This window comes from Stappia sp. P2PMeth1 (assembly GCF_900185735.1).
Classification (GTDB): domain Bacteria; phylum Pseudomonadota; class Alphaproteobacteria; order Rhizobiales; family Stappiaceae; genus Stappia.
The window spans coordinates 384,637-403,172 of sequence record NZ_FYAW01000009.1 but is presented as its reverse complement, the minus strand read 5'-3'; the positions used below and the strand labels follow the sequence as shown (position 1 = coordinate 403,172).

General features: G+C 68.9%; 16 protein-coding genes. 7 read left to right on the top strand and 9 right to left on the bottom strand.

Annotated elements, in window-relative coordinates; translation table 11 throughout:
* Positions 1-53: 53 nt before the first annotated feature.
* The 7 genes from P2PM1_RS04905 to P2PM1_RS04875 all read right to left on the bottom strand — a co-directional run bounded on the left by P2PM1_RS04905 (position 54) and on the right by P2PM1_RS04875 (position 7,251).
* Positions 54-263 (bottom strand): cold-shock protein, encoded by a 210-nt coding sequence (locus P2PM1_RS04905; protein ID WP_186388103.1) that lies wholly within the window; start codon positions 261-263, stop codon positions 54-56.
* 303 nt (positions 264-566) lie between these two features.
* Positions 567-2,480 carry an SH3 domain-containing protein gene (locus P2PM1_RS04900; RefSeq protein ID WP_186398326.1) on the bottom strand — a complete coding sequence of 638 codons (1,914 nt, stop codon included), beginning with the start codon at positions 2,478-2,480 and terminating at the stop codon, positions 567-569.
* Positions 2,481-2,719: 239 nt separating this feature from the next.
* Positions 2,720-3,607, bottom strand: a complete 888-nt coding sequence (locus tag P2PM1_RS04895; RefSeq protein ID WP_186388105.1) for a LysR family transcriptional regulator — start codon at positions 3,605-3,607, stop codon at positions 2,720-2,722.
* Between the two features lie 179 nt (positions 3,608-3,786).
* The gene (gene arsH / locus P2PM1_RS04890; protein WP_256376450.1) at positions 3,787-4,521 is read right to left on the bottom strand and encodes an arsenical resistance protein ArsH; all 735 of its coding nucleotides are present in this window, start codon (positions 4,519-4,521) and stop codon (positions 3,787-3,789) included.
* Entirely contained in the window at positions 4,518-4,976 is a 459-nt protein-coding gene (gene arsC, locus P2PM1_RS04885; RefSeq protein ID WP_186388106.1) for an arsenate reductase (glutaredoxin), read from the bottom strand. The genes arsH and arsC overlap by 4 nt, the downstream gene beginning before the upstream one ends.
* An 8-nt stretch (positions 4,977-4,984) precedes the next feature.
* Complete coding sequence (locus P2PM1_RS04880; RefSeq protein WP_186398325.1) at positions 4,985-5,338, bottom strand: helix-turn-helix transcriptional regulator; 354 nt, start codon at positions 5,336-5,338, stop codon at positions 4,985-4,987.
* 194 nt (positions 5,339-5,532) lie between these two features.
* On the bottom strand, positions 5,533-7,251 hold the full coding sequence (locus P2PM1_RS04875; protein WP_186398324.1) for a Na/Pi cotransporter family protein: 1,719 nt from the start codon (positions 7,249-7,251) through the stop codon (positions 5,533-5,535).
* A gap of 336 nt (positions 7,252-7,587) precedes the next feature.
* On the opposite strand from P2PM1_RS04875, the gene P2PM1_RS04870 reads away from it, so the two are divergent.
* The 7 genes from P2PM1_RS04870 (at position 7,588) to P2PM1_RS04840 (ending at position 16,346) form a co-directional block, all read left to right on the top strand.
* Complete coding sequence (locus tag P2PM1_RS04870) at positions 7,588-8,430, top strand: inositol monophosphatase family protein (protein ID WP_186398323.1); 843 nt, start codon at positions 7,588-7,590, stop codon at positions 8,428-8,430.
* A 76-nt stretch (positions 8,431-8,506) separates the two neighbouring features.
* A complete protein-coding gene (locus P2PM1_RS04865; RefSeq protein WP_186398322.1) occupies positions 8,507-9,565 on the top strand; it encodes an ABC transporter substrate-binding protein in 1,059 nt (352 codons plus the stop codon).
* Positions 9,549-11,720 carry an iron ABC transporter permease gene (locus P2PM1_RS04860; RefSeq protein WP_208985178.1) on the top strand — a complete coding sequence of 724 codons (2,172 nt, stop codon included), beginning with the start codon at positions 9,549-9,551 and terminating at the stop codon, positions 11,718-11,720. Before P2PM1_RS04865 ends, P2PM1_RS04860 begins: the two co-directional genes overlap by 17 nt.
* Positions 11,720-12,781, top strand: a complete 1,062-nt coding sequence (locus P2PM1_RS04855; RefSeq protein ID WP_186398321.1) for an ABC transporter ATP-binding protein — start codon at positions 11,720-11,722, stop codon at positions 12,779-12,781. The genes P2PM1_RS04860 and P2PM1_RS04855 overlap by 1 nt, the downstream gene beginning before the upstream one ends.
* A 246-nt stretch (positions 12,782-13,027) precedes the next feature.
* The gene (locus P2PM1_RS04850) at positions 13,028-14,209 is read left to right on the top strand and encodes an acyl-CoA dehydrogenase family protein (RefSeq protein ID WP_186398320.1); all 1,182 of its coding nucleotides are present in this window, start codon (positions 13,028-13,030) and stop codon (positions 14,207-14,209) included.
* Entirely contained in the window at positions 14,206-15,525 is a 1,320-nt protein-coding gene (locus P2PM1_RS04845) for an MmgE/PrpD family protein (protein WP_186398319.1), read from the top strand. Before P2PM1_RS04850 ends, P2PM1_RS04845 begins: the two co-directional genes overlap by 4 nt.
* Positions 15,522-16,346: a MaoC family dehydratase N-terminal domain-containing protein gene (locus tag P2PM1_RS04840; RefSeq protein ID WP_186398318.1), complete on the top strand. Its 825-nt coding sequence runs from the start codon at positions 15,522-15,524 to the stop codon at positions 16,344-16,346. Before P2PM1_RS04845 ends, P2PM1_RS04840 begins: the two co-directional genes overlap by 4 nt.
* A gap of 61 nt (positions 16,347-16,407) precedes the next feature.
* Here P2PM1_RS04840 and P2PM1_RS04835 read toward each other — a convergent pair whose 3' ends face one another.
* Entirely contained in the window at positions 16,408-17,346 is a 939-nt protein-coding gene (locus tag P2PM1_RS04835; RefSeq protein WP_186398317.1) for a LysR family transcriptional regulator, read from the bottom strand.
* A 21-nt stretch (positions 17,347-17,367) separates the two neighbouring features.
* Positions 17,368-18,492: a zinc-binding dehydrogenase gene (locus tag P2PM1_RS04830; RefSeq protein ID WP_186398380.1), complete on the bottom strand. Its 1,125-nt coding sequence runs from the start codon at positions 18,490-18,492 to the stop codon at positions 17,368-17,370.
* Positions 18,493-18,536: the final 44 nt, after the last annotated feature.

The following is an 18,536-nucleotide window of genomic DNA, read 5'->3' as shown; positions in this document are numbered from 1 at the left end:
CTGACAGGCGGGGATATGTCCGCCAAGCCTGTCAGTCCCGACGCTGCAGGTCCTTACGCGGCCTGCAGGTTGTCGGCGGCAGCCTTGCCGCTGCGGCGATCGGTGACGATCTCGAAGCTGACCTTCTGGCCCTCGACGAGGCTGGTCATGCCAGCGCGCTCGACCGCAGAGATGTGAACGAAGACGTCGGGCTTGCCGCCGCCCTGCTCGATGAAACCGAAGCCCTTGGTGGTGTTGAAGAACTTCACGGTACCGGTGTTCATGGCGATTTCCTTTTCATATCGCGAACGGGTAGATGCCTGCCCAGCAAAAGCAAACGGCAGACGGTTCAGATCGATTTTGAGAGAGGAAGATCGCCGTTCACGCGCCACGCGCGCTCAGGAACAAAGTTCGACAACCCAGATCGATATGCCCCTATATGGACGCCAACGGTGACCAAAACAAGGCCTCATATCGCGGGGACAAAATAAATCGCACGGCCACCCCGCCAGCCCCTTTCGCTGTCGCAGGCCTCCCGCCCGGTCATCCGTCCCCCCGCCCGCTGGACCGGCAATAGAACAGCCCGGTCAGCGGCAGATCCGCAGCAGGATGTCGTGGCCGCCGCCGCTGCGATGCGACAGGTTGGTGGCCAGCGCCAGCGACCCGTCCGGCAGGACAGCGGCGGGCCCGGCCGAGGTCGCCCGCTCGAGCCGAGCATCGTCCTGCGGCGGACGGTTGTCGCTGCGCGTCTCCGGCGACCAGGCACCCGAAGCGCCGTCGAAGCGCAGCATCCGGTCGATCCCCCAGCCACGCTGGACCAGCCAGAAGCCGCCGTCGCGCGTCGGCTCGACCTGCGGCACCCCGGTGGAGCGCTTCATGTCCAGCCCCTCGATGGGCTGCGGCGCGCTCATCGCTCCGTCCCGGATGCGCACCCAGCTATTGCTACCCCTTTGATGTTCAAGGACAAACAGCGCATCTCCCCAAGGCGAAGCGCCGCCCGCCAGCAGAGTGTGCGCCCCTTCGGGCTCCAGCACCGGCCCGATTGCTGCCCCGTCAAGGCCGACCCGAACCGCCCGCAGCGGCGCCCCCACATCCGACCACCAGAGCAGCAGTTCGCCGCCGAGACCGACCGCGCCGGTATAGCCGTTGGTCATCGCCACCCGGTCGCTGCCCGTCGCAGTGATCCGCGCGGGAGCGCCCCAACGGCCGGACGCCGCCTCGCGCGTCACCATATAGAGGTGCGGCCGGGCCAAGCTTGCCCCGTCCGCGAAGGGCTCGCTCCAGATCGCCGTCAGGTCGCCATTGGGATGCGAGGCGCCAATGACATGGCCGATCCGGGCGCCAGAACCGCCGGATTGCACCTCTTCCACCTGCCAGCCTCCTGCCCGCCCGGCGCGCACAGCCACCAACGAGCGATCCGAAAAGCCTTTAAGCATCAATAGGATCAGGCTTCCGTCGCCAGCACGATGGGCATGCAGGGGACCTGCCGCGGGCGACGGGGCGCGGGTCTCGATCTCGCCGCCCGACGGGCCGCCGGGATCGATCAGACCCAGTGCCTGATCGCGGTAACCGGAGGCGGAGCGGACGGTGCCGGTCCAAACGCCGACGTGGCGGAGGGTCTGGTCGCGGAGCAGCACCGGGTCGCCGGACCCGACTTCGCCGCCGCCGGACGGCAGCGGCCCGGCCAGCGCCGGGCTGAGGCGCGCGAGCCGGACATCGGGCCGCAGCGCCGTCCACAGCACCTGCGGCGTGCCAGCGGCGTCGGCGAGGACAAAGTGGCCGAGGCCGCGCTCCGAGGGAACGAGCTGGCGGCTCTCGCAGACCGGCGGCGCCGAGACATCGACCGGGGCGGAGGCCACAGGTTGCGGCCGGGCAGCGGGCGCAAGCGGCGCCGGCGCGGCGGCCGCCGCCTGGCGCTGCCGCTCCTCTTCCTCCGCATCCTCGCGGGCATAGAGCGAGCCGCCCTCCAGCACCTCGCCATAGCCTTCCCGCACCAGCATCGCCTCATAGGCGGGCGTCGCCACATCGAGCACCCGCCGGCTCTGCGGGTGATCGGGATTGTTGAGATGCAGGTCGTGGTAGGGGTCCCAGGGACCGAGCGTGACGTCGCGGCCGCCGATCCGCGATCCGGCAAGGCCAGCCACCGCCGGATCGTGCAGCACCTGGCACATGCCGGTCACGGTCAGCCGCGCCAGAACATAGCCGTCGAGCTCGAACCCGTGCACCTCGCCCTGCAGGTCGTCGAGCAGTTCCACCCGCAGCCAGGATCGCGGGTCGCGGGGATTGCCTGAGCGGACCCGGAGGCCGGTGCCGTTTTCCAGGGTCGCCAGAACCGGGTGCTGGGTGCCCGGCCCGGCGCGGACATTGAGCGTGTCGCCGCTCGCCGTGCAGCTCTCGATCAGCCAGCCGGCGCCGTCGTCGGAGGCAGACCCGGACGCGACCTCGGCAAGCATGACGACGGGGACAAGAAGCAGTGTCAGAAGGAAACCAATCGCCCGCATCCCGTCCCCTTTGCCGGTCTTTCGCAACAGCCGTGCCGTCATGCTGGGCGACAAACGGCCGGGGATCAACCCCTTGCGGCAGCCTTTTCCGGCCGGATCGGTCTTGCGCGACCCAACTCGCGGAATCACAAGGAAGTTCTGTTTTTTCAAAGGCTTGAACGCAATTTCAGGTTGCGACGATTTTTGCGAAATTCGCTCTCAAAATGCCCGAAAATTGAGACTCGCGTCGCAATCGCCGCTCAGACGGCAAGTTGCCGGGCGACCTCCGACAGGGTCGCCAGCAGCGGCGTCAGCGGTTCGCGCTGCACCATGACGAGGCCGATCGGCTCTCCCGCATCCGCGCTGTCGCCGGAGATCGGCACGGCGGCGATGGCGCCGGCGGAGACGAACATGCCGGCGAGCTTTTCCGGCACCACGGAGGCCCATTTGCCGGTGATAACATGGGCGACGAGGGCGATGATCGAGTTGGATTCGACCTGGGCCTTCGGCGTGACCCCGGCTGCCGCAAGATGCCGGTCGACAATGGCGCGGTTCTGCATGTCGGGGGTCAGGAGGCAGAGCTGCTCGCCGCCGAGCTCGTGCCAGCCGATCCGGTCGCGCGCCGCCAGCGGATCGGACACGGAGACAAGCAGACGATAGCGCTCGGCGTAGAGCGGCAGCACGGTGCGGCGGCGCCGGGCGTCGGCGTCGAGATAGGTGATGCCGGCATCGAGGTCGAGCCGGTCCATCTGCTCGAGGATCTCGGCCGAGGTGCGCGACAGGATCTGGAAGCGCACGCGCGGGTGGCGCAGCGCATAAGGAGAGACGAGATCGGCGACCATCGGCAGCGCCGTCGGGACGACGCCGATGCGCAAGGTGCCCTCCAGATCGGAGCGCACGGCGCGCATCTCCTCGCGCAGGGCACGCATGTCGCCGACGATCCGCAGGGCCAGCGCATGCACCCGCTCGCCCTCCGGCGTCAGCCCCTGGAAACGCGAGCCGCGATGGACGAGCTGGACGTTGAGCTGATCCTCAAGCTGGCGGATCGCCGAAGACAGCGTCGGCTGGGTGACGCCGATGCTCTCCGCCGCGCGGCCGAAATGGCGCTCGCGCACCAAGGCAATGAACATTTCCAGCTTGTCGATCATGCCGCCGTACCCGTTTCCGCCCTTTATCGACGATCCGCCTTGCGGCGTCCGTCGCGATTGCGCCGGACGATAGCACGGGCGCGACCGCGGCAGGCAGAGCATGGGCGCGACCGCGCCAGACAGAGCATGGGCGCGACCGCCACGGGCGGCAGCGGCAGGCAAGAGCGGTGGAAACCGCGTCAGATCGAGCGCTGGTTGACGCGCGCCGACACCTCGGCCGCCGTCTCCACCCGCTCCGAATAGCGGTCGACCAGCGCGTTGGAGCGCCCGCGCACCATCAGCGTGAACTTCACCAGTTCCTCGGTGACGTCGACGATGCGGTTGTAATAGGAGGACGGCTTCATCCGGTCGTCCTCGCCGAATTCGGCGAAGGCGCGGGCGACGGAGGACTGGTTGGGGATGGTGACCATCCGCATCCAGCGGCCGAGAATGCGCATCTGGTTGACCGCGTTGAAGCTCTGCGAGCCGCCGCAGACCTGCATCACCGCCAGCGTCTTGCCCTGGGTCGGGCGGATGCCGCCGAGCGACAGCGGCAGCCAGTCGATCTGCGTCTTCATCAGGCCGGTCATCGCTCCGTGCCGCTCCGGCGAGACCCAAACCATGCCTTCCGACCACATGGCGAGTTCGCGCAATTCGCGCACCTTGGGGTGCTCCGGATCAGCCCCGTCGACCAGCGGCAAGTCGCGCGGGTCGAACATCCGCGTCTCGCAGCCGTGCCAGTCGAGCAGGCGGCGGGACTCCTCGGCGACGAGGCGCGAGAAGGAGCGCGGACGCAGCGAGCCGTAGAGCAGCAGGATGCGCGGGGGATGGAAGGCCTCGCCCGGCAGGGCGTAATCGGCCGGGTCGATCCGGCGCATCTGAGAGAAGTCGATGTTCGGCAGATCGGCGGCGGCAAGATCGGCGACGGAACTCACGAGGCGGCCTCCCCCGCCCCGGAAGCTGCCCCCGAAGCGGTACCGGAAGCGGAGCCGGCGACGACGATCTCGCCATCCTCCTTGCGGAACGTGCCGATCGCCGCATTCGGCAGGATCTCAAGCACGGCTTCCGAGGGGCGGCACAGGCGAATGCCCTTTTCGCTGACGACGATCGGCCGGTTGACCAGAATGGGATGCTCCAGCATGGCGGCAAGGATGGTCTCGTCGTCGACGGCGGGGTCGGTGAGGCCGAGCTCCTCGGCCGGCGACTTCGATACGCGCAGAGCGCTGCGCGGCGTCAGCCCGGCGCCGGCGAACAGCGCCTGTAGCTGCGGCCGGGTCCAGCCGGTCTTGAGATACTCGATGATGACAGGCTCCTCGCCGGAGGCGCGGATCATCTCCAGCACGTTGCGCGAGGTGCCGCAGTCGGGATTGTGGTGAATGACGATGGTCATGAGGGTCCTTAACGTATCACGGGGTCCGGCGCGCAGCAGGCCGGCAGCGACGCCAGCACCGGACGGCAGACATCGGGCGCGCCGCCGCAGCAGTCTTCCATCAGGAAGGCAAGCAGCGCCGTCAGGCCGCCCATATCGGCGACATAGCGGATCGTCCGCCCCTCGCGGCTGCTGCGCAGCAGGCCGGCACGGGTGAGGATCGCCAGATTGGTCGACAGCGTGTTCTGCCTGACGCCGAGCGCGGCGGCGATGTCGCCGGCCGCCATCCCCGCGCTCCCCGCCCGGATCAGCAGGCGCAACACGTCGAGACGGGTCTCCTGCGACAGGGCGGCGAAGGCTGAAAGAGCGTCTGTCTTTTCCATATTTCGAGAATAGTCGATATATGAAGCCCGTCAAGCCCCCATCAAATCCCCGGCGAACCCCCGGCGAGACCCTGGCGAGACCCTGGCGAGACCCGCCCGAAACGAAGGCGGGCCGCGCGCTCCCGCACGGCCCGTCCGGTTATCGGCGCCGCCGGTCGGGTGGCGCGCGCGGGTGGCGCGGTCAGTCGGCTCAGTCAGGCCGGCTGTTCGCCGCCGGTGCCGCGATAGGCTGCGTCCTCGTCGCGGCGCGCGCCGCCGGCCGGCGCGGCGACCAGCCGCGTGTCGGCCAGCTCGCCGCAGGCCTCCAGAATCGGCTGGGCGACCACGACGAAATGGCCGTGGATGCGCTTCAGGTCGCGCAGCACGTCCATATGGATCGAGGTCGTCTCCATCGACAGCTTCACCCCGTCGCGCAGCCGCGCATAGTGGCGCTCGGCATAGTGCCGCTCGAGATCGCGGATCGCCGTCTTTTCGGCGAACAGCCGGCGCGCCAGGTCGACATCGCCGGTGGCGAAGACATTGAGCGCGGTGGCGAAGTTCGACGCGACCCGGGAATGGAAGGTCTTGAGGTCGGCAAGCCCTTCGGAGGAGAAGGCGAGATTGCCGCGTCCCTTCTTCTCCGCCAGTTCCAGGAGCTGCTTGTCGATGACGTCGCCGATATGCTCCAGATTGGTGGTGAAGGAGAGGATCTCCATGAAGCGGCGGGAATCCTCCTCCGACATGCCCTTGCGCGACATGCGCACCAGATGCAGCTTGATCGCCTCGTTGACCGCGTCGACCGCGTCGTCGCTGGCGCGGATCTCGCGGATCAGCTTCGGATCGCCGGTCTCCAGCGCCTCCATCGAGCGGATCAGCATCGCCTCGACCCGGTCGCCGAGCGCCAGCGCCTCGCGATGGGCGGCGGCCAGCGCCTCCGACGACATGTCGGTGGCGGCGCTGCCGAGATAGCGCGGCCGCTTCGGATCGGCGGGCTGCGCCGCCGCCGGCACGAGCCGCTCCAGCAGCCGCGACACCGGCCCGACCAGCGGAATGAAGATCAGCGCGACGACGATGTTGTAGGCCAGATGCACATCGACGGTCAGCCGCGCGCCGACCAGGCCGTGGCTGGTGGCGAGATCGGCCAGCACGCCGGAAAACGGCACCAGCACCGCGGCGACCGCGCCGCGCATCAGCATGTTGCCGAGCGGCACCCGCTTGGTCTCCGGCGGCCCACCCCAGTTGGCCGACAGGGGCGCTGCGGCCGCGCCAACATTGGCGCCGAGCACAGCGGCGATGGCGAGCGTCGGCGTGACCGCCCCCGTCAGCGCCAGGGTGGCGATGACGAGCACCACGGCGAGCGAGGAATGCGCCGCCCAGGTGATGCCGGCGGCCAGGATGGCGGCGAGGATCGGCTCGCTGCCGAGCGCGGCGAGCACCAGCGCGAAGGTCTCGGACTCCGTGAGCGGCACCACGGTCGCCCGCAGCGCCTGCAGCGACAGGGTGAGCAGGCCGAGGCCGATCAGCGCCCGGCCGATGCACTGCGCCCGGTCGGCCTCCATCGACAGGAAGGTGACGACGCCGGCGGTGACGAAGACCGGCCACAGATAGGAGACGTCGAGCGACAGGATCTGCGCGGCGATGGCCGAGCCGACATCGGCGCCGAGCACCACCGCCAGCGCCATGGCGAGCGGCACCAGCCCGCGCCGCGAGAACGAGGTGAGCAGCATCGCCGTCGCCGTGGCGCTCTGCATCAACACGGTGACCCCGGCGCCGGCCAGCGCCGCCGTCGTCCGGTTGCGCGTCGCCGAGGCGAGCACCGCCCTCAGCGAGGAGCCGAACGCCCGCACCACGCCGGTGCGCACCATCCGCACCGCCCAGATCAGCAGCGCAACGCCGCCGATAAGCTGCACGAAGACCGCACTCGCACTCATCATCTCTTCGTCGTCCTCTTGCCCGTCATCTTGGCGCCCGTCATGTCGGTGCCTGTCGTCTTGGCACCTGTCGTCTTGGCACCTGTCGTCTTTTGCCGGCGGTCTCGCGGCCCCTCTCCGGGCCGCCGGACGGACGCCGCCAAACACCGAACCGTCGTCAAACCGTAATGTTCATCCGCCATTGCTGCGCGTGCCGGAGCCAGGGACCGTCCGGCACGGAGCGTTCTGAAGTCTCGCCGTCAAACATGGCGGCAGGATGCCGACAAACCGCTTTTCCATCGGCCGAATACGTGGAAAAACAAAGATGGCAGATATTTGTCGGCTAAGTAAGAGGAAAGCATGAGCGCACCTTTGAATCCGGACGTGACGTTGCGGTTTCTTGCCCTTCAAGGACTTGCGGCCGAAGCCGCGGCCCTTGCCATGCGGTATTTCGACAATCGCGACGCCATGGCCGTCTCGCTGAAAGGCGCCCAGGACTGGCTCACCGAGGCCGACGGGGCGGTGGAAGCCCTGATTCGCGCCCGCATCGCCGAAGTGTTCCCGCAGGACAGCGTGCTGGGCGAGGAAGGCGGCGGCGAGGTGAGCGAGCGGGTGTGGATCGTCGATCCGATCGACGGCACCTCCAATTTCGCCCATGGCGACCGCACCTGGTGCATTTCCATCGGCTTCCTCCTCAACGGCACCCCGGAACTCGGCTGCATCGCCGCCCCGGCGCTCGGCGAGACCTATCTGGCGCGGCGCGGCCATGGCGCGACGCTGAACGGCAAGCCGATCAAGGCGGCCGCCACCGACACGATCACCCGCGCCACGCTGGAGCACGGCTGGTCGCCGCGCCTGCCGGTCGGCCGCTTCATCGACACCGTCCGCGCCCTGTTCGAGGCCGGCGCCAATGTCAAGCGCTCCGCCTCCGGCGCGATGGGCCTTGCCTCCGTCGCCTGCGGCCGCAGCGACGGCTATCTGGAAGGCCATATCAACTCCTGGGACGTCGCCGCCGGGATCGTCATCGCCAGCGAGGCGGGCGCCCGTGTCAGCGACTTCTTCAGCGGCGACTGGACGAACGGAAATCCGATCCTCGTCGCAGCCCCCGCTGTCGCCGAGGAGACCGCGCGCGTCGCCGGTCTGTCGCTCTCCTCGCCTGCCTCAGCCCTGGCAGTTTCCCCAGGGTCGAAGGCGGGAGATTGACGATCGGCCTCGCGCAATTCAAGTTGAACGCACGAATGCACAGGTTTGCAAGCCTGTTTCGTAAAGGGAGGAAATCATGAAAACGACTGCCAGCAAGATCACCGTCAGCCTGCGCGCGCTCGCGTCAAGCGCCGCCTTCGGTCTCGCCGGACTGGTGTGGGCCGTGCCCGCCTCGGCTTCCGGCGAACTCACCCTTTACTGCTCCGTGCAGGAAGAATGGTGCCGGCCGATGGCGCTGGCCTTCGAGCGCGAGACCGGCATCAAGGTCAACATGACGCGCAAGTCGTCCGGCGAGACGCTGGCCCAGATCAAGGCGGAAGCCGCCAATCCGCGCGGCGACGTGTGGTGGGGCGGCACCGGCGACCCGCATCTGCAGGCGGCCGAGGAGGACCTGACGGCCGAATACCAGTCGCCGATGCTGGCCGAGCTGCAGCCCTGGGCCGTGTCCCAGGCCGAGCAGTCCGGCTTCAAGACCGTCGGCATCTATGCCGGCGCGCTCGGCTACTCGTTCAACACCGAGATGCTCGCCTCCACCGGCGCGCCGGAGCCGGCCTGCTGGTCTGACCTTCTGCGCGAGGAATTCCGCGACGAGGTGCAGGTCGCCAACCCGAACTCGTCGGGCACCTCCTACACGATGGTCGCGACCCTGGTGCAGTTGATGGGCGAGAATGCGGCCTTCGACTACATGAAGGCCCTGCACAAGAACATCAACCAGTACACCAAGTCGGGCGCGGCCCCGGCGCGTGCCGCCGCCACCGGCGAATCGCTGATCGGCATCACCTTCCAGCATGACGGCGTCACCCAGGTCGTCCAGGGCGCGCCGATCAAGGTGGTCTCCCCCTGCGAGGGCACCGGCTACGAGATCGGCTCCATGTCGATCGTCAAGGGCGGCCCGAACCCGGACAACGCCAAGAAGTGGTACGACTGGGCGCTGACCCCGGCCGCACAGGAAATCGGCGCGGCGGCGAACTCGTTCCAGGTGCCGTCCAACAAGGCGGCCAAGGCCCCCGAGGAGGCGCCGGACCTGTCGTCGGTCAAGCTGATCGACTACGACTTCGCCAAATACGGCTCGTCGGCCGAGCGCACCCGTCTGCTGTCGAAGTGGGATGCGGAGGTCGGTGCCGCGCCGAAGTGAGGCGCGCCACCGTCCCTCGACCGACAACATCGCGATGATCGACCGTTTTCCGGTGATCCTGGCCGCCGCCGGGCTGATTGGCCCGGCGGTGCTGGCCTACCATGCCGACGACGGCACCCGCCTCGGCGGCGTGCTGGCCGCCGGCCATCTGGCACCGGCACTCGGGTGCCTCGCGCTCGCCCTGTCGGGCGCCGCAAGCCTTGCCGGCGCCCAGCGCGCCGGCGCCCTTTTCGGGTCGATCGGCGGCGCGCTGGCACTCGCCGCGATCATCGTCGCCGGCTTCTTCCCCGTCCTTGCGCTCTCTCTCGGCTTTGCCGCGAGCGAGGTCGCCCGGCCGCTCGGCCCCGGCGCCGGCATTCTCGCCCTAGCGCTGATTGCCCTTGCCGCCGGCGCCATCGCCCGCTTCGGCGCCTTCCGCAACGACCGCTTCGTCTCGGTCAGCGTCGTCACCATCGGCGCGCTGGTGGTGCTGTTCGTGTTCTGGCCGGTGCTGCGCATGCTCTCGGAAGCCTTCCAGGGCGACCGGCAGGCCGACGCCGGCGTGTTCCTCGACCGGCTGCTGCAGGCCGACATCTGGGCGCTCGACTGCCTGTGGTCGAACGCGCGCTGCGGCGTTGCCCCCAACACCGTCATTCTCGGCATTCTCGCCGCCTTCTTCTCCACCACGCTGGCGCTCGGCCTTGCCCTGATCGCGGTGCGCACCAAGGTGCGCTTCCCGCGCGCCTTCGACGCGCTCGCCATCCTGCCGATCATCACCCCGCCCTTCGTCATCGGCCTGGCGCTGATCGTGCTGTTCGGCCGCACCGGCATCATCACCACGTTCCTGTGGGAGTGGTTCGGCATTCCGCGCACCCGCTGGCTCTACGGCATGCCCGGCGTGCTGCTGGCGCAGGTGCTGTCGCAGGTGCCGCTGTCCTTCCTGATCCTGGTCGGCGCGCTGAAGGCGCTGTCGCCGACGCTGGAGGAGGCGGCGCAGACCCTGCGCGCCAACCGCACCCGCATCCTCTTGACCGTGACGCTGCCGCTGCTGCTGCCGGCCATCGCCAACACCTATCTGCTGGCCTTCGTCGAGAGCCTTGCCGATTTCGGCAACCCCCTGGTGCTCGGCGGCAATTTCGAGGTCCTGTCGACCAAGATCTTCTTCGCCATCGTCGGCGCCCAGCACGAGCCCGGCCGCGCCGCGGTGCTCGCCATGGTGCTGCTCGCCTTCACGCTGGCCGCCTTCCTGGTGCAGATGCGCCTGCTCGCCAACACCTCCTTCGTCACCGTGTCCGGCAAGGGCGACAGCGGCGTGCCCGCCGCCCTGCCGAAGGGCCTGCCGGCCGGCCTGTGGGGCGTCATCGTGCCGTGGATCGGCCTGACCGTCGCCGTCTACACGATCGTGCTGATCGGCGGCTTCGTGAAGGACATCGGCCGTCTCGACATGACGCCGACGCTCGACCATCTGCGCACCGGCTTCCTGGTGGAATGGTCCGGCGGCGGCCTGTTGTGGGCCGGCTCGGCCTGGAACTCGTTCTGGACCACGGTGATGGTCTCGGCGGCGGCAGCGCCGCTGACCACGATCATCGGCCTGCTGACCGCCTATGTGCTGGCGCGCCAGCGCTTCCGCGGCCGCAGGACGCTGGAGTTCCTGACCATGCTGTCCTTCGCCATTCCCGGCACGGTGATCGGCGTTGCCTATATCCTCGCCTTCAACGTGCCGCCGGTGGAGATCACCGGCACCGGCTTCATCCTCATCGCCTGCTTCGTCTTCCGCAACATGCCGGTCGGCGTGCGCGCCGGCATCGCCGCCCTGTCGCAGATCGACACCTCGCTGGACGAGGCCTCGGCGACCTTGCGGGCGCGCACCGGCCGCACGCTGGTCGCGGTCGTGCTGCCCCTGATGAAGCCGGCCATCGTCGCCACCCTCGTCTTCTCCTTCGTCCAGGCGATGACGGCGGTCTCGGCGATCATCTTCCTCGTCACGGCGCGCTACAACATGGCGACCGCCTATATCGTCGGCCGGGTGGAGGCGGGCGAATACTCGCTCGCCATCGCCTATTGCGCCTTCATGATCGTCTTCATGATCGCCGCCATCGCCACCATCCGCTTCCTCGTCGGCGAGGCGAGGCTGGGCCGGCGCGGCAGCGACTCCATCGTCGCAGGGGGACACTGATGGGACCTGCAAGCCTCGACTTCATCGGCGTCACCAAACGCTACGGCACGGTGACCGCCGTCGACAATGTCGCCTTCCGCTGCGAGGCGGGGACGCTGACGACGCTGCTCGGCCCCTCGGGCTGCGGCAAGACCACCACCTTGCGCATGATCGCCGGGCTGGAACTCGCCAGCGAGGGCAAGATCCTGATCGACGGCAAGGACGTGACGCATCTGTCGGCGGCCGAGCGCGACGTCACCATGGTGTTCCAGTCCTATGCGCTGTTCCCGCATATGAGCGTGCTGGAGAACGTCATGTACGGCCCGCGCTCGTCCGGCATCGGCAAGGCGCAGGCGGCCGAGATGGCGCGCGAGAAGCTCGCCCTGCTCGGGCTTGCCGGCTACGACGCGCGGCTGCCGTCGGAACTCTCCGGCGGCCAGCAGCAGCGCGTCGCCGTCGCCCGCGCCCTGGTGCTGGAACCCTCGATCCTGCTGTTCGACGAGCCGCTGTCCAACCTCGACGCCCGCCTGCGCCGCAAGGTGCGCGAGGACATCCGCGCGCTGCAGAAGGATCTCGGCCTGACGGTCGTCTATGTCACCCACGACCAGGAGGAGGCGCTCGCCGTCTCCGACGAGGTCATCGTCATGTCGAACGCCCGCATCGCCCAGATGGCGAACCCGCGCGAGCTGTGGAACGCCCCGGCGAACCTCTTCGTTGCCGACTTCATCGGCGATGCCAATGTGGTCGACGGCACAATCACCGAGGTGACCGGCGAGACCGCGACGCTCGACCTTGGCGGCGCCAGCGTCGAGGCGCCGGCGCGCGGCCTCACCCCCGGCCCGGTCAAGGTCGCGGTGCGGCCCGACGCGCTGCGCCTCGAACCGCTCGGCGAGGGCGATGCCGGCGGGCTGACCGGCACGGTGACGACGGCGAGCTATCTCGGCAAATACATGGAATACGAGATCGAGACGCCGCTCGGCGAACTCTTCGTCACCGCCCCCGCCGATGGCGGCGAGGTCGGCGCCGGAGCCAGGGTGCGGCTGCTGCCCAAGGGGCACGGCATCGCCGTCATTCCGCAATAACCGGCACGCGCGCCGCCCACGACACGGCGGGGCGGAAAACCCCGCCGCATCCGCCACATGGACGAGGAGCGCGCCAGCGTGGGCGCGCCTCCCGGCCGCGACAGAGCGGCGCAGGCCATAGGGCTGCGCAATAGCTCCGTGCATGCAAAGATATTTCCGGCAAGGCCCCGGACCTGCGATTTTGCGCCCAGCCAATTTCCGGGCCGGGCTAAACGCCGCGGCCCGCTGGACGTCTCGGGAAACACCATGAACGCCTTCGATCCGACAGCCGAATACAGCGCCATTCGCGACGGTGTCGCCAAGGTCTGCGCCGGGTTCCCCGGCGAGTACTGGCGCGACCTCGACGCCCGCCGCGCCTATCCCAAGGACTTCGTCGACGCGCTGATCCGCGAGGGCTATCTCGCCGCGATGATCCCGGAGGACTATGGCGGCTCGGGCCTCAACCTGTCGGCCTCCGCCGTGATCCTGGAGGAGATCCACCGCAACGGCTGCAACGCCGCCGCCTGCCATGCGCAGATGTACACGATGGGCACGGTGCTGCGGCACGGCAGCCCCGAGCAGAAGCAGCAATACCTGCCCGGCATCGCCAACGGCACGCTGCGGCTGCAGGCCTTCGGCGTGACCGAGCCGACCAGCGGCACCGACACGCTGGCGCTGAAGACGACGGCGAAGCGCGACGGCGACGACTATATCGTCAACGGCCAGAAGATCTGGATCTCCCGCGCCGAGCATTCCGACCTGATGCTGCTGCTGGCCCGCACGACGCCGCGCGAGCAGGCGAAATCCAAGACCGACGGCCTGTCGGTGTTCCTGATCGACCTGCGCGAGCTCAAGGGCAACGGCGTCGAGATCCGCCCGATCCGCACGATGATCAACCACGCGACGACGGAGATCTTCTTCGACAATGCGCGCATTCCCGCCTCCAGCCTGATCGGCGAGGAGGGCAAGGGCTTCCGCTACATCCTGTCGGGCATGAATTCCGAGCGCATCCTGATCGCCGCCGAGTGCATCGGCGATGCCAAGTGGTTCATCGAGAAGGGCTCCAGTTACGCCAAGGAGCGGGTGATCTTCGGCGCGCCGATCGGCCGGAACCAGGGCGTGCAGTTCCCGCTCGCCCGCGCCTATGCCCATATGATGGCGGCCGAGGCGATCGTCTACCGCGCCGCCGCCATGTATGATGCCGGACACAATCCGGGGGTGGAGGCCAACAGCGCCAAGATGCTGGCCGCCGATGCGAGCTGGGAGGCGGCCGAGGCCTGCCTGCAGACCCATGGCGGCTTCGGCTTCGCCGAGGAATACGACGTGGAGCGCAAGTTCCGCGAGGCGCGGCTCTACCAGGTGGCGCCGATCTCCACCAACCTGATCCTCTGCTTCATCGCCGAGCAGGTGCTCGGCCTGCCGAAATCCTACGGGACCCCGAAGGCATGACGCTGATCGACCGCATCCTCGACCTTGCCCTGCTGCCGGCACGCGAGTTGCCGACCCCGGCTCTCGCCATGGCCCGCTTCTCGCTGTTCGACTGGCTGGTCTGCGGACGGGCCGGCATCACCGAGCCGCTGGCCGGCAAGCTGCGGCAGCTTGCGGAAGAGGAAGGCGGCCGCGGCACCGCCTCGGTGTTCGGCGGCGCGCCCGCCCCGGCGCGCATGGCGGCGCTGGTCAACGGCGCGACCAGCCACGCGCTCGACTATGACGACACCCATTTCGGCCATATCGGCCACACCTCCGTCGGCATCTATCCGGCGGCGCTCGCGGCCGGCGAAACGGTCGGCGCCAGCGCCGAGGCCGTGGTCGAGGCGTTTCTGGTCGGCGCCGAAGCCTCGGTGCGCATCGGCATGGCGCTCGGGTCCGTCCACTACAATCGCGGCTTCCACCAGACGGCGACGGCCGGCGCCTTCGGCGCGGCGATCGCTGCCGGGCGGCTCTTCGGCCTGACCCGCGACGAGATGCGCGTCGCCATCGGGCTTTGCGCCACCCGCGCCTCCGGCCTCAAGTCGCAATTCGGCACCATGGGCAAGCCGTATAATGCGGGCATCGCCGCCGCCAATGGCGTCGAATGCGCAAGGCTCGCGGCGCTCGGCTTCACCTCTGCCGACGACGGCTTGATGAACGCGCAAGGCTTCATCCCGACCCATTCCGATGCGCCCGATCCGGACGCCGGATGGGAGGCACCGCCGCCGCAGACGTTCCTGTTCGAAGACATCAAGTACAAGCTGCATGCCTGCTGCCACGGCACCCATGCGATGATCGAGGCGCTGCGCACCTTGCGTGCCGACGAAGGCATCGGCATCGGCGATGTCGCGGCGATGGTGCTGCGCACCAACCCGCGCTGGCTGTCGGTCTGCGACATCAAGGCGCCGCGCACCGGGCTGGAGGTGAAGTTCAGCTACAATTGGCTGGCCGGCATGGTGCTGGACGGGCGCGACACCGCCCGCGACGATACCTATACCGACGCGCTCGCCGCCGATCCGCAGCTTGCCGTCTTCGCCGACCGCATCACCGTCGACGGCGATCCGGCCTTGAGCGACATGCAGGCCGAGGGCCTGTTGCAACTCACCGACGGCCGCAGCCTCGCCGTCTCGCACGATCTTGCCCGCCGGCTGGGCGAAGAGGAACTTGCCGCCGGCCTTGCCGCCAAGGCGGCGGCGCTGCTCGGCGCGGAAGGCGACCGGCTGCGGCAGGCGGTCGAAACGCTGGACCGGCTGACCGCCGCAGACCTCGGCGCCCTGGTGGGGGCACCGGCATGAGCGACTATGGGGAGTGGATCGGCAGGCAGCGGCGGGTGAGCGAGACGCTCGACCGCGAGCTGCTGCAGCGCTACCGCGCGACCCTGTCCGGCATGCTGTGGCAGACCGAGGTGCCGGCCGGCGTGCACTGGTGCCTGGCACCCGACGTGGTCGAGCCCGGCGATCTCGGCCGCGACGGCCATCCGCGCACGGGGATCTTTCTGCCGGCGCTGCCGCTGCCCCGGCGCATGTGGGCGGGCGGCCATCTGGAATACCGCAAGGCGTTCTCGCCGGGCGACGAGGTCACCCGCGTCACCACCATCCGCGACGTGACCTTCAAGCAGGGCCGCAGCGGGCCGCTCGGCTTCGTCACGCTGGACCATGTCTATGAAGTCGGCGGCGAAGCCCATGTCGTCGAGCGCCACGACATCGTCTATCGCGAGGACCCCAAGCCCGGCGCCGCCACCGCGCCGCAGCCGGCAGAAGACTGGCAGGCGCTGGCGCGCTGGCAGGTCACCCCGACGCCGACGCTTCTCTTCCGCTATTCGGCGCTGACCTTCAACGGCCACCGCATCCACTACGACCAACCTTACGCGACCGGCGTCGAAGGCTATGACGGGCTGGTGGTGCACGGGCCGCTGCAGTCGATCTGGATGCAGAACCTTGCCGCCTCGCTGCTCGGCAAGCTGCCCGGCGACTTCAGCTATCGCGGGATGTCGCCGCTGACCTGTGGCCGGCCGGTCACCGTCGAAGCGCGCGAGGCCGAGGACGGCGGTTTGGAGCTGCGCGTGCGGCGCGACGAGGACGGGGTCGTGACCATGCAGGCAACGGCGAAAGCCTGAACAACTCACCTCCGGCGGCCATCCGGCGCGCCGGAGCGAGTTGCAGAAGCATGGCCGGAGGCTAGCTCTCGATCAGGTTGCCTTCCCAGATGCCGCGCCGCACCAGGTCGCGGGCGACCTCCAGCGTGATCTGCTCGACCGCGCGGCAGGCGCGGCTGGTCGAGCGGGAGGGCTTTCTGACCAGATAGACCGGGCGCGAGATCGTCGGCTCGACGATCGGCGCCTTCAGCAATTCGCCGCGGGCGACGAAATCGTGAACGGCGGCGGGCGCGAAGATCGTGTGGCCGGAGCCGCGCGCCACCAGTTCCTTGATCTGGGTCATCGCATCCATCTCGATGACGACGTTGAGATTGACATCGCAGGCCGCCGCGTGCCGCTCGATGGTCTTGCGCAGCCCGTGCGAGACGCCGGGCAGGATCATCTCCAGCTTCTCCAGCGCCTGCATCGGCACCGGCGCGCCGGGCGGCGTGTCGAGCGGCCAGGTGTCGGGCGCGGAGAAGAAGAAGAGCTGCTCGTCCAGCACATGGATGATGCGGAAATGCTCGACCTTCTCCAAGTCGTAGATGAAGCCGATATCGACCGTCTCGTCCTCGATCCAGTTCTTGATATAACCGCTCATCGCCTCGATGGCGCGCAGCCGCACGTCCGGCAGCTCGACGCGGACGGTCTCGGCCAGCGGCACCGACATCACCATGGAGACCGACGGCGGCATGCCGAAGCCGACCTTGCCGCGGATCGCCCCGCCAAGGTCGCGCATTTCCGAGATGCAATGCTCCATGCTGGCGCAGATCTCGCGGGCATGGCGCACCAAAAGGTGCCCCTCCTCGGTCAGCACCGTGCCGCGCGGCGAGCGCGCGACGAGCTGCACGCCGAGCTCCTGTTCCATCCGCTGGACATATTGCGACAGGGACGGCTGGGCGACGCCGAGCACCTGCGCCGCCGCGGAGAGCGACGGCGCCTCGGAAATGGCGATGAAATAGCGAAGGTGGCGAATGTCCATGGAGGGCAGATTAGCGGTTTGTCAGCCGAACTCCACCACCTGGCGGATCGCCGAACCGTCTTCCAGCCGGTCCATCGCCAGGTTGATATCGGCAAGCGGCAGGCGGTGGCTCAGCATCTTCTCCACCGGCAGCAGGCCGCGGCGATGCAGCGCGAACATGCGCGGCAGGTCGCGCTGCGGCACGCAGGAGCCGATATAGCTGCCCTTCAGCGAGCGCTCCTCGGCGACCAGCTTCAAGGCGTTGAGCGCCATGCGCGCATCCGGATGCGGCAGGCCGGCGGTGACCGTGGTGCCGCCGCGCCGGGTGATGTCATAGGCGGTCTCAAGCGCCCGCACCGAGCCGGCGAGCTCGAACGCATAGTCGACGCCGCCCTTGGTCAATTCCCGCACCGCCTCGACGACGCCGTCGCCCGCCTTGACCGCATCGGTCGCGCCCATCTGCCGGGCGACGGCGAGCTTGTTCTCGAACGGGTCGATGGCGACGATCTGCCCGGCCCCGGCCGCCGCCGCGCCGAGGATCGCGGCCATGCCGACACCGCCGATGCCGACCACCGCGACCTTGGCGCCCGGCTTGATATGGGCGGTGTTGAACACCGCGCCGGCCCCCGTCAGCATGGCGCAGGAAAACAGCGTCGAGATATGCGGGGCGATGTCCTGGTCGGCCTTGACCAGCGACTGGCGGGCGACGACCGCATGGCTGGCGAAGGCGGAGATGCCGACGTGATGATGCACGGGCCGCCCGTCCATCGACAATCGGCGGTGGCCGGTCATCAACTCGCCGACGCCGTGATGCTTCGCCGCCTTCTCGCACAGGGCCGGCCGGCCTTCCGCGCAAGGGGTACAGCGGCCGCAGCCGGGCGCGAAGATACACACGACGTGATCGCCGGGCGCAAGATCGTCGACGCCGGCGCCGACCTCCTCGACATAGCCGGAGGCCTCATGGCCGAGCACCATCGGCAGCGGCCGCGGCCGGGTGCCGTTGATCACCGAGAGGTCCGAATGGCAGACGCCCGCTGCGGCGATGCGGATCAGGACCTCGCCGGGACCGGGCGGCGCCAGCTCGACCTCGCGCACGGTCAGCGGCTTTTCCGCCGCGTAGTTGCCCTTGACCTCGCCGCGCTCCAGCACCGCCGCCGTGATCTTCATGTCTCCACCCTTCATTGTCTTCTTCGCCCGGGGTCTTCTTCGCC

Bases quoted from the DNA above. Each gene is read 5' to 3' on its own strand.
- P2PM1_RS04905 (WP_186388103.1), bottom strand. From the start codon at position 263: ATGAACACCGGTACCGTGAAGTTCTTCAACACCACCAAGGGCTTCGGT.
- P2PM1_RS04900 (WP_186398326.1), bottom strand. From the start codon at position 2,480: ATGCGGGCGATTGGTTTCCTTCTGACACTGCTTCTTGTCCCCGTCGTC.
- P2PM1_RS04895 (WP_186388105.1), bottom strand. From the start codon at position 3,607: ATGATCGACAAGCTGGAAATGTTCATTGCCTTGGTGCGCGAGCGCCAT.
- arsC (WP_186388106.1), bottom strand. From the start codon at position 4,976: ATGACCATCGTCATTCACCACAATCCCGACTGCGGCACCTCGCGCAAC.
- P2PM1_RS04880 (WP_186398325.1), bottom strand. From the start codon at position 5,338: ATGGAAAAGACAGACGCTCTTTCAGCCTTCGCCGCCCTGTCGCAGGAG.
- P2PM1_RS04875 (WP_186398324.1), bottom strand. From the start codon at position 7,251: ATGATGAGTGCGAGTGCGGTCTTCGTGCAGCTTATCGGCGGCGTTGCG.
- P2PM1_RS04870 (WP_186398323.1), top strand. From the start codon at position 7,588: ATGAGCGCACCTTTGAATCCGGACGTGACGTTGCGGTTTCTTGCCCTT.
- P2PM1_RS04865 (WP_186398322.1), top strand. From the start codon at position 8,507: ATGAAAACGACTGCCAGCAAGATCACCGTCAGCCTGCGCGCGCTCGCG.
- P2PM1_RS04855 (WP_186398321.1), top strand. From the start codon at position 11,720: ATGGGACCTGCAAGCCTCGACTTCATCGGCGTCACCAAACGCTACGGC.
- P2PM1_RS04850 (WP_186398320.1), top strand. From the start codon at position 13,028: ATGAACGCCTTCGATCCGACAGCCGAATACAGCGCCATTCGCGACGGT.
- P2PM1_RS04845 (WP_186398319.1), top strand. From the start codon at position 14,206: ATGACGCTGATCGACCGCATCCTCGACCTTGCCCTGCTGCCGGCACGC.
- P2PM1_RS04840 (WP_186398318.1), top strand. From the start codon at position 15,522: ATGAGCGACTATGGGGAGTGGATCGGCAGGCAGCGGCGGGTGAGCGAG.
- P2PM1_RS04835 (WP_186398317.1), bottom strand. From the start codon at position 17,346: ATGGACATTCGCCACCTTCGCTATTTCATCGCCATTTCCGAGGCGCCG.
- P2PM1_RS04830 (WP_186398380.1), bottom strand. From the start codon at position 18,492: ATGAAGATCACGGCGGCGGTGCTGGAGCGCGGCGAGGTCAAGGGCAAC.